This is a genomic window from Terrabacter terrigena, assembly GCF_042676085.1.
GTDB lineage: Bacteria > Actinomycetota > Actinomycetes > Actinomycetales > Dermatophilaceae > Terrabacter > Terrabacter terrigena.
The window spans coordinates 88,710-103,831 of sequence record NZ_JBHTKH010000008.1; the positions used below are offsets into that span (position 1 = coordinate 88,710).

Genomic DNA, 15,122 nt, shown 5'->3' on the forward strand with positions numbered 1-15,122 from the left:
GGGCCTGCGGATCGTGGCAACGGGTGAGCGTCAGGCCGCGCCGGGCTCGGGGGCCGAGCTCCACGGGAACTTCTTGACGAAGTCCTCGACGACGGCCGTGTTGAGGCCGCCGCACAGCTGCCGGTGGCCCTTCTGGTTCGAGACCTTGCCGCTGGCCTGGTCGTAGTCGGCGGACCAGTGCGACAGGGCGTACTTCTTGCCCGCGGGGAAGGCGCCGTAGGCGGGGTCCCACGGGCTGATGATGAACTTGTTCGCCGACTCCTTCATCGCGTTGACCTTCGTGCTGAGAGCCTCGAAGCTCGCGGCCTGCTCCTTCTCCACCGAACGGTCGTACCAGAGGATCGTGTAGCCGTGCTCGAGGTTGTGCACGAGCGTCTCAACCTTCGGGGCGTCGGCGACGGTGTAGACCCTGCGCTTGTCGACGGCGGGCACGGCGAAGTGCTGACCGCTCGACGGCGGCACCGTGGAGTACTTGATCTTCGTCACGGAGGCCTGGTTGGTGCCGGGACCGACGTGGTCGCTCGAGCCGCTCGCGGCGTCGTCGGTGACCGGGTCGCAGGAAGCCGCGGCGACGTCGCCACTGATGCTCTGCAGGGCCTCGTCCTTCTTGTTCTGCTCGCCGATGATCGCCCACGCAACGGCGCCGCCGATGATCGCGATGACGGCGACACAGGCACCGATCACGACGAAGAGCCGGCGCCGCTCGGCCTTCTTCTGGGCTGCCTGCATCTGGGCGACGCGCTCGCGGCGGTCTCGGCTCGTCTCGCGGGCCATCGTTCCTCTTCCTGTGGGCTCTCGGTCTGCCGGTCCGGGCCGGCCGGCGGGGGCTGAGGTCGGGCGGTGCAGGTGTGAGTTGCCTGTGCCGACGGGCCGTTGTTCGTGCCGGTGTCGTCTCGTTCAACGACCGAGCCGAGTGTAGGCGAGGATGTTGTGGTGACCGCACCCGTGACCCGTCTGTGGCGCAGCGAGCGCGAGATCGCCCTGCGCGCTCAGCTCGGTGCGTTCCGGCGTGGGGGCGGCGACCCGACATCCCGGTTCGGGCGTGAGGGCTCCGCGACCCGCGCCGTCCAGACCCCGCAGGGCGTCGGCACCCTCCACCTGGTCTGTCGTCCCGGTGACGCTGAGGTCCACGCCCAGGCCTGGGGGCCGGGTGGCCCGTGGCTGCTCGAGTCGGTGCCGGCGCTCCTCGGCGACGACGACGACGCGTCCGGCTTCGTGCCGCACCACGACCTCGTCGCCGACGCCTGGCGCCGGTTCCCGCACTGGCGCGTGCCGCGCTCGGGCCTGGTCTTCGACGCGCTGGCTCCCGCGGTCATCGAGCAGAAGGTCACGGGGCACGAGGCCTTCGCCGGCTACCGCGCCCTCGTGCTGCGCTTCGGCGAGGTGGCGCCGGGGCCGTTCCCGGGGCTCATGGCGCCGCCGACGGCGGCCGGCTGGGCCGCCATCCCGTCGTGGGCGTGGTTGCAGGCCTCGGTCGACGGGGCACGCTCGCGCACCGTCGTGCGGGCGGCAGGGTATGCCGGACGGCTCGAGGAGGGTGCGCACGTGTCGGTCGCCGAGGCGCACCGGCGCCTGCGGGCCCTGCCCGGCATCGGGATCTGGACGTGCGCCGAGGTGGCCCAGCGGGCGCTCGGTGACCCCGACTCGGTCTCGTTCGGCGACTACCACGTGGCCAAGGACATCGGCTGGGCCCTGACCGGCGCACCGGTCGACGACGACGGTCTCGCCGAGCTGCTCGAACCCTACCGGGGCCACCGCTACCGGGTGCAGCAGCTGCTCGGGATGGCGGGCCACCACCGGCCGCGGCGCGGGCCGCGCATGGCTCCTCGCACGCACCTGCCGACGCGCACCCGCTGAGCGCGGCGGCACACGCACTCGGGCGTGCGAAGGCCCCGCTCAGGGGATGTGGCGCTCGGCGTCGACCCTGTTGCGCATCTCGACGAGCGCGAGAGCGTGGTCGCGCAGCGCGACGTCCTCGTCGCTGACAGGTGTCCAGCGCTTAGCCGGCACGGCGTCGCCGTCGCCGTCGAGGGGCACGAAGACGATGAGCGAGTGGGTGGTCAGCGCGAGCTCGCCCGTCGCAGGGTCGCCGGAGCGCACGTGGACGCTGATGTGCATGCTCGACGTGCCCGTCAGCAGCAGCCGAGCCTCGACCTCGACGACGTGACCGATGCGCAAGGGGCGGTAGAAACGAACCCCGCCCGCGTAGACCGCGACGTTGGCAGCCGACCCGGTCCACTGGGTGGCGAGCACGTGGGCGGCCTCGTCGATCCAGCGCATGACGATGCCGCCGTGCACCTTGCCGCCCCAGTTGACGTCGGTCGGGGCGGCGAGGAAGCGCAGCACGACCCGGGGTGCAGTGCCAGCGTCGCTGTAGGTCTGGTCCCCCATCGACTTCGCGATCTCACCGCGGAGGGCGATCCGCTGCACGGCGCTCGCCTGCCACTCGCGGTCGTGGTCGTCCTCGGCGACGAGCTGCGGCACGGGGGTCGGCTTGCCGTTCTCGTCGACGGCGACGAAGACCATGATGCAGTCGGTCGTGTGCTGCAGGTCGACGTCCTTCGGGTTGCCGGCCGCGACCGTCACGAGGATGTGCATGCTCGTGGTGCCGGTGTGGACGACGCGTGCCGTGGCCTCGACGAGGTCGCCCACCTCGACCGGACGTGAGAAGCGCACGTTGCCGACGTATGCCGTCACGCTGTAGGTCCCGCTCCAGCCGGCAGCCGCCGCGTAGCCGGCCTTGTCGATCCACTCGAGCACCCGGCCGCCTCCGACGGTGCCGGAGTAGCCGGCGTCGGTCGGGGCTGCGAGGAAGCGCAGGGTGATCTCTCGGGCGTGGCGCGGCATGGTGGGTCCTCCTCGAGCCGGTGTTGGGCACACAGTGGCAGAGCGGACCGGTCGACGGCGGCCGAGTCCGCTCCGCGGAGCAGGTGGCGCGACGTCGCCGCGCGTCGGCCATCACGTCCGCGCGGAGGGTGCCGGAGTGGTCGCGAGGCCTTCCAGACCGACCACACCCACCTGGACAGGTTGGGCGACTCCGTCGAGCACGAGGTGGCCGCGACCCGGTCTGCGCTCGACGGGCACGTCGAGGCGCGTGCCGAGCACGTCGCCGTCCGTGGGAGACGCGGGCTGGAGCAGCAGGCCGCACCCGTCGCGTGAGATCTCGGGAACGAGCCCGCGGAAGGCCGCGTTGGCCCGGGCCAGGTCGGCGCTCACTGCCACGAGGCCCTCAGTGGAGTCGAGGAGGCGCACGACCTCGACGAGTGCGGGTTCGACCGGGCTCCCGTCGACGGACTCTGCGTCGTCGACGAGGAAACAGAGGTCGGGGTCGACCCGCCGCGCCGCCACCAGGTCGGCGGCGTCCTGCTGGGACAGGTGGGTGACGCCACGGGACAGGGCCCACGATGACAGTGGGGACCTGCGTGGGCAGACGGTCAGCACGGACCGCCCGCGTGCGAGCAGCGCCTCGCCGATGGTGACGAGCGCCGTCGAGCGCCCGGACCGGCTGGGGCCGGCGACGAGGATGCGACGCACCGCGGCGAGCGGGATGGACAACGGTGCGGCCTCGTCCCCGCCGGCGCCGATGACGAGATGGTCCGGTCCGCCGGCCGAGGGGACGACATCGACCCGCTCGGGGAGCGCCCGGATGCGCCACGGCCGGCCGGTCGAGGCGTACTCCTGCCGGAGGGCGCCGGCGGCCCGCTCGACGGCCTGCGTCGTGTCCTGGGCGGCCGGGCTCGGACCGGGGTGGGCCAGCTGCACCTCGTGGCCGGTGAGCACGTCGACGGCGCGCCCCGCCGGCCGCTGGGTCGGCGCGCCGGCGGCCGTCACGCCGGCCAGCGTGAGGTCGAGAGGATCGGGCAGGTGCAGCACGAGCCGGCGTGACAACAGGCCGGGTAGGCGGCCCGAGACGACGGCGCGGCCACCGGCCACGACGAACTGCACCCCGGCCGAGGGCCCGTCGCGCAGCAGTCGATGGAGGGTGTCGAGGGTGGCGCCGTGGTCGATCGCCGAGAGCGCCTCCTCGAGGGACTCCCATCCGTCGACGAGCACCACTGTGTGACGTGGCCTCGACTCGTCGCCGTCGAGGAGGCGAGCCAGTCGATCGACGAGCCGGCGGCAGAGGGCAGGGTCTGTCGCCTCGGCGAGCGTGCCGACGTGCGGCAGGTGGTGAAGGGCGGAGCAGGGGCCGGCCATGCCCTGGAGCACGTGGACGTGGACGTCCGACGGAGGGTGGAGCCGTGCGAGGCCGAGGGCCAGGGTGACGAGCGTCGTCGACCTGCCGCTGCGCGGGCCACCCGCCAGACCAAGATGCTGGCCGTCACCCGGGTGCCAGGCGAGGACCTCGCGCTGCTGACGGGCCGGGACGTCGACGAGGCCGAGTGGCACGCCCCCCGAGCGTGCCTGGCCTGCGCTCGCACCCGCTGCCAAGTAGGCGACGAGCTCGGCGACGGACAGGGTCGACGGCAGCGGCGGCAGCCAGGGCGGGGCCGGGGGAGTGGCGCCCAGACGACCGGCCGTCGTGATCGCCGTGTCGACGACGGCCGCGAGCTCCGACCTTTCCGTCGCGCCGGACGGGTCACGGGCCGTGGCGCGGGACCTTGCCTCGGACAGCAGGTCGCGGGGCATCACGCTGGTGCGGCCTGCCGGCGTGCGCGGGTCGCGCAGGGGACCGCCGAGGTAGGCGGTCTGCAGCGCCGTGAGGGCGTTGTCGCCGGCTCGCAGGCACGCACGACCGGGGGTTCGAGGGTCGAGGGTGGCGGCGTCGGGGGCGTCGATGACGTCGACGCTGTCGCTCCGGTCACGGACACGCAGGGCGATCCGGAGCGCGAGGTTGGCGCGCATGTCGGCGGAGACGATGCCGGCAGGGCGTTGCGTGGCGAGGACGAGGTGCAGGCCCATGGATCGTCCCAGGGCCGCGACGCGAACGAGGCCGCTGACGAAGTCGGGGAACTCGTCGGCAAGGGCCTTGAACTCGTCGACCACGATGACGAGGCGGGCCAGCGGAGGGAGCTCCCGGCGTACGGAGGCGGCCCGGCGGTAGTCGTCGAGGTCCTTGACGCCTGCCTCGGCGAGCAGGCGCTCCCGGCGCTTCATCTCGGCGTCGAGCGAGGTGAGGGCCCGAGCGGTGAGGACGGCGTCGAGGTCCGTCACCAGGCCGACGGTGTGTGGCAGCCGGGCGCAGTCGCTGAATGCGGACCCGCCCTTGTAGTCGACGAGCACGAAGGCGAGGCCGTCGGGAGGGTTGTTCACGGCGAGGCCGGCGACCAGGGCCTGCAGCAGCTCGGACTTGCCGGACCCGGTGGTTCCTCCGACCAGCACGTGCGGGCCGTCGACCGCGATGTCGAGGCGAAGCGGTCCTTGCGGAGTGCGACCGACGAGGGCTGTCGGCCGCCCCGAGCCGTCGGCCCAGGACGCGGCCAGCCCCTCGGTGGTCACGACGTCGACACCCGCCTCGCGGTGCAGCACGACGAAGGACACCTCGCGCGGCAGCGCGTCGACGCCGGCATCGGGGGTCGCGTCGACGAGGGGCGCCATGGCTCGGCACACTGCCTCGAGCCAGCCGACCGTGGGCAGGTCGGGCACGACCTTGTCGAGGCACCGCGCGTCGTCGCGGACGGCGACGCAGAGCCCCGTCGCGTCGATCTCGACGGTGGTCCGCGCCTCCGTCGGCAACGAGGTCGGGTCGTCGTCGAGGCAGACGAACGCGAGTCCGACGGCCGGCCCGTTCGTCAGCAGCTCCGAGAGGCCCGGCACGGACCGGAGCCGACTGGCCCCGTCGAGCACGATCACGACGTCCGTCGGCTGGCTGCCGGCCGACCACTGACCGTCGTGGGCGGCTCGTCGGCTGTCGGCGAGTGCCCGGAGTGCCTCGACGTGCAACGTGACCGCCGGTGAGCCACCGGCGATGCGAGGTGCTGCCTCGTCGGTATCCGAGACGTGTGGCAGCTGCGCTGCCCACTCCCAGTCGAGCGCCGCCTGGGGTGATTCAGCCAGCACGTGGACCCCGAGCAGTCGGGGGGTGTGCCAGGCGGCGAGCTGCACGACGAGACCCCCGGTGAGGGCGAGGGCGTGCTGGCGGGGGCCGGCGATGCCGAGAACCCCCGACCGGCCGAGGTCGACGAGGGCCGGCACGTCGTCCAGCTCGGGTCGTGCGTCGACGACCTCGCCCTCGAGCTCGACGCGTGCAGGCTGTCGGGCGGTCCCGATGCGAACCACGAGGTGGTCGGGGTCAGCGGGCCGGCGCTCCCACAGCCGGGTCGCGCGCCGGCGTACGGTCGCCTCCACCTGGCTGAGGTCGGGGTGCTCGCGCCGCCGTCTCGCCGTGTCCTCGAGCGCGGCCTCCTTGAGGTCGTGCCGCGCCTGATCGAGCGCGGCGGCATGCTCCTTCACCTGCAGGCGGTACGACGTGCGGCCGGCCCTCCGGTCGCTCCACCACTGCCCGAGCAGGAGGACCGGCGACATGAGGGCGAAGAGGAGCAGCGCCGGGGAGGAGAGGGCGAAGGCCAGGACTGCCGAGAGCGCGAGCGGTGCAAAGGACGCGAGGAGCGGGACGCGCCCGTCCTCAGGGCGCCGGGGCGCTGGGGGAAACCGCACGGTCACCGGGGGACGTGCGTCGACGAAACGCGGCCCGCGATGGATGCGGACCTGCCCGCCGGACAGCTCGTGGTGGCCGCCGCGGACGTCGACGGGTCCGAGGACGAGGGTGGTCGAGCCGAGTCGCAGGTGCTGGCCCGCGCCGAGCGCGGTGCCCTCCGGAGGGAGGACGACCCCGTCCAGCAGGGACGGGTTCGTCGTGCCGAGGTCGCGCACGCGAATGCCCTCCGCGCGGACGTCGACGACGGCGTGGGCACGCGAGACGCCGGGGTCGTCGAGGCGGACGTGTGCAGAGGCGGCCCGCCCCACGACGTGCTCGCCGCGGCCGAGGCGGATGCTCCGCCCGGCGCCGATTCCACTGACGATGCGGAGCTCGACGGCGTGGCTCTCGCGCACACGATTCGTCGTGCCCGGGTCGCGCCGGCCGACCGTGAGGAGTGCTCCGCGGACCAGCGGGAGCTCCCCGACGCGGTCGTGGTCGGAGAGGGGCACCCCGTCGACGCTGAACGACGCGGGCGTGCCCGACACGTCGCACCCGGCGGCCGCGGCCAGGTGGGCGCGCACCTCTGAGAACGGCGTGCCCTCGGCAGCCTCGATCGAGACGTGGCGCCGCGCCGCGCCCAGGTGCTCCGGGTCGATGACAGTCACCGTCAGGTGCACATGCGCCTCCTCGTGTTCGAGGACCATGAGACCGCCTCCCGGCTCGGCGCCGATGCGTCGATGCACACCTGTGGACGGCCCCGGCCGCGCGCCCGACGGAGGCGCTACGGTGCCCGCTCGTCCGGGCCCGAGCGCCGGTCCCGGCCCGAGGACCGTCGGGTCTGTGGATGACCGGAGCGCGGGCGCTCACGGGTCGCCTAGCTTGGACGCGCCAGATCCGGAGACTCCGGGCAGGATGGCGGCGAAGCGACTCACAGGGGTTCAGGGGAACGCATGTCGACACACGAAGCGGTGCGCCACGTCGAGGGCGAGGTCCGCGAGCTCATCCGCCGCTCGGGGCTCGACCCTGCGAGCGACGCTAAGGCCGTACGCCGCCTCGTGCAGGACGCCGTCCAGGACTACGACGAGCGCTCGCTCCACGGCGGTTTGCCGTCCCTCGGCGACCAGCGCCTCGCCGTGCACTCGATCCTCGCCGTCGTCGCGGGCTACGGACCGCTCCAGCAGTACTTCGACGACCCCACCGTCGAAGAGATATGGATCAACGACCCGAGCAAGGTGTTCGTCGCTCGCGGTGGCATCTCCGAGCTCACCCCGACGATCCTTTCGGCCGACGAGGTGCGTGACCTCGTCGAGCGCATGCTGAAGAGCAGCGGCCGCCGGGTCGACCTCAGCAGCCCGTTCGTCGACGCGACCCTGTCCGACGGGTCCCGGCTCCACGTGGTCATCCCTGACATCAGCCGGACCCACTGGCAGGTGAACATCCGCAAGTTCGTCGTCAAGGCCGACCACCTCGACGACCTCGTCCGGCTCGGCACGATGCCGCGCCAGGCCGCGACCTTCCTCGAGGCCGCGGTGGCGAGCGGCCTCAACGTCCTCGTCGCCGGTGGCACGCAGCCAGGCATGTTCCAGGGTGGTTACTCGGCCCATCGAGCCGCAGATAACGTCTCGCTTGTACGGAGATTCCGTACATGTGATACTCTGCAGGAGTACTCATTAGACTCTCGAAGGAGAAGCGGTGCCCGTTACCTACGCTTTCTGGAACAACAAGGGAGGCACGGGGAAGACCAGCCTGTGCTTTCAGTCCCTCGCCTTCTACGCCAAGCAGAACCCTGAGAAGCGAGTGCTGGCCATCGATGTTTGCCCTCAGGCGAACCTCTCTGAGTTGCTGTTCGGCGGTCTGACTGGCAAGGGCAGCGACACCCTGCTGGCTCGCCAGAACGAGCCGACGCGCCGAACCATTGGCGGCTACTTCGAGTTGCGGATGCCGAACCCGTACCGTGCACCGTCCATCGATCCGCACGTGTACATCTCACATCCGGCCGACTACAACGCCAACATCCCGGACAACATCGACATCATCGCTGGCGACCCGATCCTCGAACTGCAGAGCAATGCCGTCTCGACGCTCGCCAACAACCAGATTCCCGGCACCTCGCCCTGGATTGCGGTGGTTGACTGGGTTCGCGACCTCATCGAGTCCCTGGGTGACGAGTACGACACCATCTTCATCGACGCGAACCCGAGCTTCTCGATGTACACCCAGGTCGCGCTCGCCAGTGCTGACCGGCTGGTGCTGCCCGTCATGGCGGACGACTCGTCCCGTCGTGCGATCCAGAACGCGTTCTCGCTCATCTACGGACTCAAGTTGCCGTCCGAGATCTACACGCAGTACGCCTTCGCAACCAAGTTGCGGGCCGAGGGGCGCACTCTGCCCAAGGTCCACGTCATCGCGAAGAACCGGCTCACGCAGTACGTCGTCTCGGCCTCGGCCTACACCGCCGTCCTCAACTCGATCGACGCGGACGTGCAGTCGCTGATTGCTCAGCACAAGGACATGTTCTCCGCCAAGACTGCGGAGGACGTCATGGTCGAGATCCGCGACTTCCAGACGGCGGGGGTTGTGTCCTTCGCGCGTGGGTGCCCCTTCTACGCGCAGAAGCCGGGGCGTATGGACGTCATGGGCAAGCGGGTGCAGGTGAAGGGTGAGTACCTCCAGAACTGTGTCGACTCGGTGCAGTCCCTCGTCGACGAGCTGTGACGACGTAACACGGCGCTGCGGTTCGACGCCGAGTACTGCCTACGTGCGCAGTACTCGGCGCTCTCCGTTGCATCGCAACGAGACTCGTCTCAACGACCCCGGCACGCGGGGTCCGAGAGAAGGAGATCGACGTGAAGCGCGACAAGTTCGACAGGGCAGCGACTCGGTTCCTGAAGCGGGTGCGGCGGACCCAGCCGCAGATGGAGCAGGTGTCGGCGGTCACCGGAAGCCTGCTGCAGCAGATGGACCCGGAGGAGGTGCGCTACTTCGTCGAAACCGTGATGGATCGGTTCCGTAACGAAGGGGCCGCATGACCGAGAGCGAAGAGCTGGAAGCCCAAAAGGCCTGGGTCCGTCTCATGCCAACGCACTGCCCAACGTGCGGCGCGAAGAGGTTCTGCTGCAGGCCGGACTGTCCCACCAGGTCTGGCATCGACCAGGCGCGAGCGGATGACGCCTCCTGGTTCAGGGCGCATCCCGGAGCCCAGGAGCGGGTGCGCCCGTTCACAACGGCGGAACACGTCGGCTGGCTTCTCGCTACCGGAATGGTTCGCTCTGATTTGGCGTGCATCTCCCGATCGGGTGTGTGGTTCACCGAGAACGGTCGGCCGACGGAAGAGATTCTCTGGACGTCCGAGGTCCCCTGACCACATACCGCTCGGACGCCTCGTAGAAAAGGGACGCCCACGGGTGGCTGAGCCCGGAGGAGCGCCCAGAGCGCCTCCGGGCTCTCGCTACCATTCACACGGTGTAACGGTAGGCCATCGGGCTGAGGCTTTCCTCGGCAATCAACCATGGGGACTCAACACGAACATTGCCCCCAGACGCCAGCGGTGGCGTTACGTCCCGATCGAGATCGATGCTGCTGACCACAACGAGCATGTTGTTGGGGTGCTGCGCACGGTGCAGGTCCACCTCATTACGAGTCAAGATGACTTCTTCCCCGAGACTCGTCGTCCCCTTCACTTCCACATAGAGCCGCTCATCACCACGTCGGGCGTCTAGGTCGTAAGACGACGTCGCGCCTACGTCCTTCACAGTCCATTTCCCACCGGCACTGCTGACCAAGAACTGTGTCGCGACTCGAACCGCGTGCTTCTCGATCGCCAGCTTCTCTTCGACGGACAGGCGGAAACCCTGCCGGCGAGCACGTCGGCCGGCGGATTGGTCCACGGCAACCTCGGCGTCGGCTACTTCAGGAGCTGGCTCGCCAGGCAGATCGAGAGCTTCTTCCTCCGCGAGGTAGAGGGCGCGCAACAAGTCCGTCAAGAAGCGGAAATCGTCCGCAAGCCGGGCCTCCGACGGGACGTCGTTGAGTGGGTATTCGATGGCTGCAACGTTGCCGATCTCATAGCCAAGACCGAGACGCCCCTTGGTTTGCAAGTCGATGCGGCGCAGGAGATCCTGTCGAGCCTTTAGCTCCCCCTCGAGAACCTTACGAGCCCAGTCGACCCGGGCGATGAGCTCCTCCTTCGGACGAGGACGAAACTCGCCACCCGACCAACGGGTGGTCCCCTGGTTGAGGCTGGCGTACACGCGATCGCCAGCCTCGCTGAACAGGTATACGACGTACCATCCTTCGGTCGCACGGGGTGAGCGTGAAATGGAATGGACCCGGGCCCAAGGAGTTCTGCTCTTCAGGCCGGTCGCGTCCCGACCTTCGACTGCAAGGTCGTTAATGCCGTCCTGCTTCGGCTTGGGCTGGACGCCGAGTTGGGACTCCATCCAACGCGGAATGTCTCTTCTGATGAGCGTTCCTCGACGCTGCATGCTTGGCGTATTCGACGAGGAGTACTCAGTCTGGAGAAGGAGAACTTCTACGAGTGCGTCCTGGATCGAAACTATCGCGTCGGCTGTCGCGCTTGATGCTGCTGGAAAGACCCCTGCCGTCATGCCCGGAGCCTACGACGGCCGTGGGCATTGGCCTCGCAGGGGAGCGCCTGTTCTGGCAGTTCTCTACGCCCGTCAAGACTTCAGGCCGTAAGGAGCGTTCGTCCCGTGCAGTTGGTAGGCGCGATCGTCCCTTCACAGCAGCCGCGCCAGCGCGTCGCGAATGTGAGGGGGAGTTACAGGCTTCGTGCCGGCCGGTCGCTGCCGAGCCGGGGGATTCGGAAGTCGGGGAGTCTCCTCCACGACCTCCGCATCCACGATGTCGCTGATTACGTCATCCTCGTCGTCGGCCATCACTTCGGCGTTCCACCGCTTGACGTCTTCATCCACGGACGAAGGGGCCGAGGCTGCAGGAATCTGGCCAGGCTCGCGGAGCATGCCGGGGGTGGACAGCAGGTCCTGGAACAGCTTCTCCACCGGGTCCTGCGTGGCGATGGCGACGAGGTGCTTCCCTGTGGCGCCGAGGCCTCCTCGGTCGAGCAGGTCATGCAGGATCTTGATCTTGTCGCGAGCGTCGACGCCGGGATCGTCGAGCATTCCCTGGAGACGCTTCACAGCGTCGTCCACCGACATGCCGATGCGGGTAGCAGCCTTGGCCTGCACGGCAGGGATCAGCGCGCCGTGCTGGTTGCAGACGTTCGTGCCGGGAGTGGCCTCGACGGCGCACTGCTTCCCGTTCGACTTGTAGTGGGCGGTGCACCGGAGCACTTCCGGATGGTTGGCCCACCACTCCTCAGAGCGACGACGGCGACCCATCGGATCAGTCCCAGACGAGGTCGGTCAGCAGCGCGTCGACCTGCACGCGGCAGTCCGCGCACATGTGGACCTCAACGACGGTCGCGCCAGCCGGGACCCAGAGCGAGTGCTGCGGCTGGATGTCGCCGAGGCAGCGGTCGCAGGGAGCCTCGAAGAAGTCGAAGTCGGACCACAGCATCGCCTTGCCGAAGACGACGTCGAAAAGACGGCGAACCCGCGAGCTGTGCTTGCCTGCACGGCGCAGGAGGGCGACGTTGTTCGGGGCGTCGGTCGGCTTGGAGAGCGCGTACTGGACGGCCTCGCTGACGGCGGGGTCCTCGACGGCGTGCGTGTTGTGAGGCCAGAGGGACTCGGCCTGCTCGATGATTTCCAGGGGATCGATCGTTTCGCGGTCCATGCGGATTCGCTCCTTCACATGACTTGGAAGGTGACTTGGAAACCGGCTCGGTGGGAGGTCCAAGTCATGCCGCCCCACCGAGCCGGGGTCTGTCAGAGCGCCGGTGCCGAGTAGGCGGCCGACACCGTGACCTGCAGCACCGCCGCAGCGCCGCGCTGGCGGACGCCAGCCCCGATGCCGTGGACGTAGTAGCTGTCGATCAGCGGGTAGTCGCTGTTATTGCCGCGGATGATCTGCAGGCCGCGCATCCGCGAGTGCTCGCGGAGGCCGATCACCGGGGTGGACGAGCCGACCGCGACGCAGACGACGTAGCCGACCGGGACGAGCGAGGTCGGCGCGATGAGCGCGTGGCCGTACTGGCCGGTGACCTTGAGTCCGCGGAAGTTGCCGGCCGGACGCGAGCCGACGAGCTGCTCGGTCGTCAGGTACGGGACGGACGTGTCCGAGGAGATGAAGTCGAACTTGGCCCCGCCGACCCCGGCGCGCCAGCCGGCGATGACGTCACCCTCGGTGCGGTTGCAGAGGATGACGAGCTGCGCACCGTCGACCTCGCCGTAGCCGTGCTCCAGCACCTGGCCCTGCAGGAACTCCACGTCGGCCGGGGCGAGCGTGACCGACTCGGTCGTCGTGTAGTGCGTGTGGGTGGGGGAGAAGCTGTTGCCCTCGAACTCCGGGATCTCCGAGCCGTCACCGTTCCACAGGGCCTTGATCTCGGCGTCCGTGGAGGCGGAGGTGCGGTTGCTCGGGTTGAAGAGCGCGCCCAGGACGGTCTTGTACTGGAGCCGCGAGTCGGCCGCGAGCGCGCCGTTGTGCAGGCTCTCGACTTGTCCGGAGGTCGCGTCCGCGAGGTACTGCCACGTGTACCGGGTCGCGAGGTCCTTCCAGCGGAAGTCGTAGCCGAGCGAGACCACAGCGGCCTCCGCCCGGGAGCCCACCGGAACGCCGTACTCGGACGCGTCCTCGAACTCCGCCGTGCCAGCCGGAGCCTGCAGGACCTGGTCTGACTTGTCCGCGGTGCGGAAGGTCAGGAGGTCGACGAGCGCGCCGCGATCCGCGTTCGCCTGCTCGACGGTCTTCTGGAACTCGTCCCAGAGGGTGTTGATGTCGGTGCCGTCACCGAGCATCTTGAGGTCGCCGGTGGAGGCGTAGCCGCGAGCCATTACCGCCGAGCCGAAGGTGGCGCGGTTGAGGGCCAGGAGGCCGTAGAGGTCGCCAGCCGCGAGGAGCGCGGACTTGGTTGGGGAAGTACCCATGAAGGATTTCCTTTGCAGAAGAACGGGATTCGCGAGGAACTCGACGTCCGTCCGCCTGGACTTGGCGTCGTGTGGAGCTCCTGCTCCCGTCGCTGCGTGGCGACCTGGCTGGTTCGGGCTGACTGCCCCCGCGTACCACGCGGATGTCTCGTCAACGAGATGGAGAAGGGAACTGGTTGACGGTTGAACTATACCTCGACAAGAGGGCGAGGACGGTTAGGCGCTATCCGGCGCTCTCGCGGCCTTGACGGGGCTGGGGCTGGTATTGGGTGGGTGACGGTGGGATCGCCTGGGAGAGCGGCTGTCTCAGGCCTCGCTGTCGCTGGTCCGTGCGATTCTTCGGACATGACCGACTGGAGTCAGTACAAGAGCGTGGACATGACGCCGTTCGACATCGCGCGCACGGCGCGGTCGACAGCCAAGTCGCAAGAGCTCACCGAGCAGCTGGTCGAGCACACGCTCGCGTCTGCGGCAGCGGCCGAGGTTCGGGAACGCCAGATGCTCCGCTGGACGATTGTGGGAGTGATTCTCGCCGGCATCGCTGCAGTGGCATCCATCGTCGCCATCGTGATCGCGGTCGTCGCCGGCTGAACACATCGCGCCACTATGCGGCGGTGCGACGAACCTCCACCCGGCGCACGGCGGCGGTGACATGGCTGTGGTGCCAGGACTTTGACCGAGCGGTGGGCCGAGCCACGCCCTCCCGCTCCAGCAGCTCCGCGATGGCCGAGGCGGACTTGCCATCCGTGTGCAGCGCGGCGATGCGCTCCTCGACCTCGGCGGGGATAAGCGAAGGGCGGCCCATGTGTTTGCCCTGCGTCGCTCGGATACGCGCCATGCCTTCCCGTGTCCGCTCTCCGATCCGGCGACGCTCCATCTCGGCAAACGCGGCGGTGACGTGAGCCATCGCCCGGCCGGTGATCGTGCTCGTGTCCACGCCGAGGTCGAGGCAGACCAAGGCCCAGCCTTGCCGCTCCGCCAGCTTGAGGAGCCCTGCGAAGTCCTCCACGTCGCGGGAGAGGCGGTCGAGCTTGGCGACGGCGAGGGTGTGGGCTCGGCCCGCCTTCAAGTCGGCTAACGCCGCAGCAAGCACCGGGCGTCCCTCCAGAGACTTGGCGCTGGCCGCTTCCTCGTACCGCAGCTCCAGCGCCCAGCCGAGCACCGCCGCAGACTCCTCCAGCCGCGCTGCTTGGACCTCGGGGGAGATGTCCTGCTTGTCAGTCGAGCGTCGGATGTAGCCGAGCACTCGCGGGCTCGCGCTCATTCGGGCCGCTCCCTCTTCACCGTGCTATCACGCCAGTCCTTCTGCGGCCCCTCCTTCGTGAGCGGCCAAAACTGCTCGCCGCAGTCGCAGAAGTAGACGGTGGCGCGCTCGCCGGACCAGATCATGTCTTCCTTCCACCATGACCAATGTCCGGTCCGCCAGCGGTGCCAAAGCAGTTGGATCACAAGCTCTCCTCCTCAGTCGTCGCGGGCAAGGGTCCCCATGCCCGCGACCTGAACGGTACCTGTGCGCACGCTGGACACCTAGC

General features: G+C 69.5%; 13 protein-coding genes and 1 pseudogene. 5 read left to right on the forward strand and 9 right to left on the reverse strand.

Annotation, left to right across the window (positions count from 1 at the left end; translation table 11 throughout):
• Positions 1-30 precede the first annotated feature (30 nt).
• A complete protein-coding gene (locus tag ACFQ2V_RS13455; protein ID WP_386053283.1) occupies positions 31-774 on the reverse strand; it encodes a DUF3105 domain-containing protein in 744 nt (247 codons plus the stop codon).
• A gap of 159 nt (positions 775-933) precedes the next feature.
• Between ACFQ2V_RS13455 and ACFQ2V_RS13460 the strand changes: the two genes are divergently transcribed.
• A complete protein-coding gene (locus ACFQ2V_RS13460; RefSeq protein ID WP_386053284.1) occupies positions 934-1,857 on the forward strand; it encodes a DNA-3-methyladenine glycosylase family protein in 924 nt (307 codons plus the stop codon).
• Positions 1,858-1,896: 39 nt separating this feature from the next.
• Here the strand turns inward: ACFQ2V_RS13460 and ACFQ2V_RS13465 are convergent, their stop codons facing one another.
• Positions 1,897-2,847, reverse strand: coding sequence for an acyl-CoA thioesterase (locus ACFQ2V_RS13465; protein ID WP_386053286.1), 951 nt, complete (start codon positions 2,845-2,847; stop codon positions 1,897-1,899).
• 111 nt (positions 2,848-2,958) lie between these two features.
• Positions 2,959-7,284, reverse strand: a complete 4,326-nt coding sequence (locus tag ACFQ2V_RS13470; RefSeq protein WP_386053287.1) for an FtsK/SpoIIIE domain-containing protein — start codon at positions 7,282-7,284, stop codon at positions 2,959-2,961.
• A 246-nt stretch (positions 7,285-7,530) separates the two neighbouring features.
• Here ACFQ2V_RS13470 and ACFQ2V_RS13475 point away from each other — a divergent pair.
• The 3 genes and pseudogenes from ACFQ2V_RS13475 to ACFQ2V_RS13485 form a co-directional block, all read left to right on the forward strand.
• Positions 7,531-8,157: pseudogene (locus ACFQ2V_RS13475) on the forward strand (ATPase, T2SS/T4P/T4SS family); the annotation flags it as partial.
• 115 nt (positions 8,158-8,272) lie between these two features.
• Positions 8,273-9,295 (forward strand): ParA family protein, encoded by a 1,023-nt coding sequence (locus ACFQ2V_RS13480; protein ID WP_386053289.1) that lies wholly within the window; start codon positions 8,273-8,275, stop codon positions 9,293-9,295.
• A gap of 131 nt (positions 9,296-9,426) precedes the next feature.
• Complete coding sequence (locus ACFQ2V_RS13485; RefSeq protein ID WP_386053291.1) at positions 9,427-9,609, forward strand: hypothetical protein; 183 nt, start codon at positions 9,427-9,429, stop codon at positions 9,607-9,609.
• A 426-nt stretch (positions 9,610-10,035) separates the two neighbouring features.
• Here the strand turns inward: ACFQ2V_RS13485 and ACFQ2V_RS13490 are convergent, their stop codons facing one another.
• The 4 genes from ACFQ2V_RS13490 to ACFQ2V_RS13505 form a co-directional block, all read right to left on the reverse strand.
• Positions 10,036-11,187 carry an MrcB family domain-containing protein gene (locus ACFQ2V_RS13490; protein ID WP_386053293.1) on the reverse strand — a complete coding sequence of 384 codons (1,152 nt, stop codon included), beginning with the start codon at positions 11,185-11,187 and terminating at the stop codon, positions 10,036-10,038.
• Positions 11,188-11,319: 132 nt separating this feature from the next.
• Positions 11,320-11,940, reverse strand: coding sequence for a hypothetical protein (locus ACFQ2V_RS13495; RefSeq protein WP_386053294.1), 621 nt, complete (start codon positions 11,938-11,940; stop codon positions 11,320-11,322).
• Between the two features lie 4 nt (positions 11,941-11,944).
• Positions 11,945-12,337 (reverse strand): hypothetical protein, encoded by a 393-nt coding sequence (locus ACFQ2V_RS13500; RefSeq protein ID WP_386053295.1) that lies wholly within the window; start codon positions 12,335-12,337, stop codon positions 11,945-11,947.
• A 92-nt stretch (positions 12,338-12,429) separates the two neighbouring features.
• A complete protein-coding gene (locus ACFQ2V_RS13505) occupies positions 12,430-13,590 on the reverse strand; it encodes a hypothetical protein (RefSeq protein WP_386053296.1) in 1,161 nt (386 codons plus the stop codon).
• Between the two features lie 345 nt (positions 13,591-13,935).
• Between ACFQ2V_RS13505 and ACFQ2V_RS13510 the strand changes: the two genes are divergently transcribed.
• Positions 13,936-14,181: a hypothetical protein gene (locus ACFQ2V_RS13510; protein WP_386053298.1), complete on the forward strand. Its 246-nt coding sequence runs from the start codon at positions 13,936-13,938 to the stop codon at positions 14,179-14,181.
• A 13-nt stretch (positions 14,182-14,194) separates the two neighbouring features.
• On the opposite strand, the gene ACFQ2V_RS13515 is transcribed toward ACFQ2V_RS13510, so the two are convergent.
• On the reverse strand, positions 14,195-14,854 hold the full coding sequence (locus tag ACFQ2V_RS13515) for a recombinase family protein (RefSeq protein WP_386053299.1): 660 nt from the start codon (positions 14,852-14,854) through the stop codon (positions 14,195-14,197).
• Positions 14,851-15,039, reverse strand: a complete 189-nt coding sequence (locus tag ACFQ2V_RS13520) for a hypothetical protein (protein WP_386053301.1) — start codon at positions 15,037-15,039, stop codon at positions 14,851-14,853. The genes ACFQ2V_RS13515 and ACFQ2V_RS13520 overlap by 4 nt, the downstream gene beginning before the upstream one ends.
• Positions 15,040-15,122: the final 83 nt, after the last annotated feature.

Bases quoted from the DNA above. Each gene is read 5' to 3' on its own strand.
- ACFQ2V_RS13455 (WP_386053283.1), bottom strand. From the start codon at position 774: ATGGCCCGCGAGACGAGCCGAGACCGCCGCGAGCGCGTCGCCCAGATG.
- ACFQ2V_RS13470 (WP_386053287.1), bottom strand. From the start codon at position 7,284: ATGGTCCTCGAACACGAGGAGGCGCATGTGCACCTGACGGTGACTGTC.
- ACFQ2V_RS13510 (WP_386053298.1), top strand. From the start codon at position 13,936: ATGACCGACTGGAGTCAGTACAAGAGCGTGGACATGACGCCGTTCGAC.
- ACFQ2V_RS13500 (WP_386053295.1), bottom strand. From the start codon at position 12,337: ATGGACCGCGAAACGATCGATCCCCTGGAAATCATCGAGCAGGCCGAG.
- ACFQ2V_RS13465 (WP_386053286.1), bottom strand. From the start codon at position 2,847: ATGCCGCGCCACGCCCGAGAGATCACCCTGCGCTTCCTCGCAGCCCCG.
- ACFQ2V_RS13505 (WP_386053296.1), bottom strand. From the start codon at position 13,590: ATGGGTACTTCCCCAACCAAGTCCGCGCTCCTCGCGGCTGGCGACCTC.
- ACFQ2V_RS13490 (WP_386053293.1), bottom strand. From the start codon at position 11,187: ATGACGGCAGGGGTCTTTCCAGCAGCATCAAGCGCGACAGCCGACGCG.
- ACFQ2V_RS13515 (WP_386053299.1), bottom strand. From the start codon at position 14,854: ATGAGCGCGAGCCCGCGAGTGCTCGGCTACATCCGACGCTCGACTGAC.
- ACFQ2V_RS13495 (WP_386053294.1), bottom strand. From the start codon at position 11,940: ATGGGTCGCCGTCGTCGCTCTGAGGAGTGGTGGGCCAACCATCCGGAA.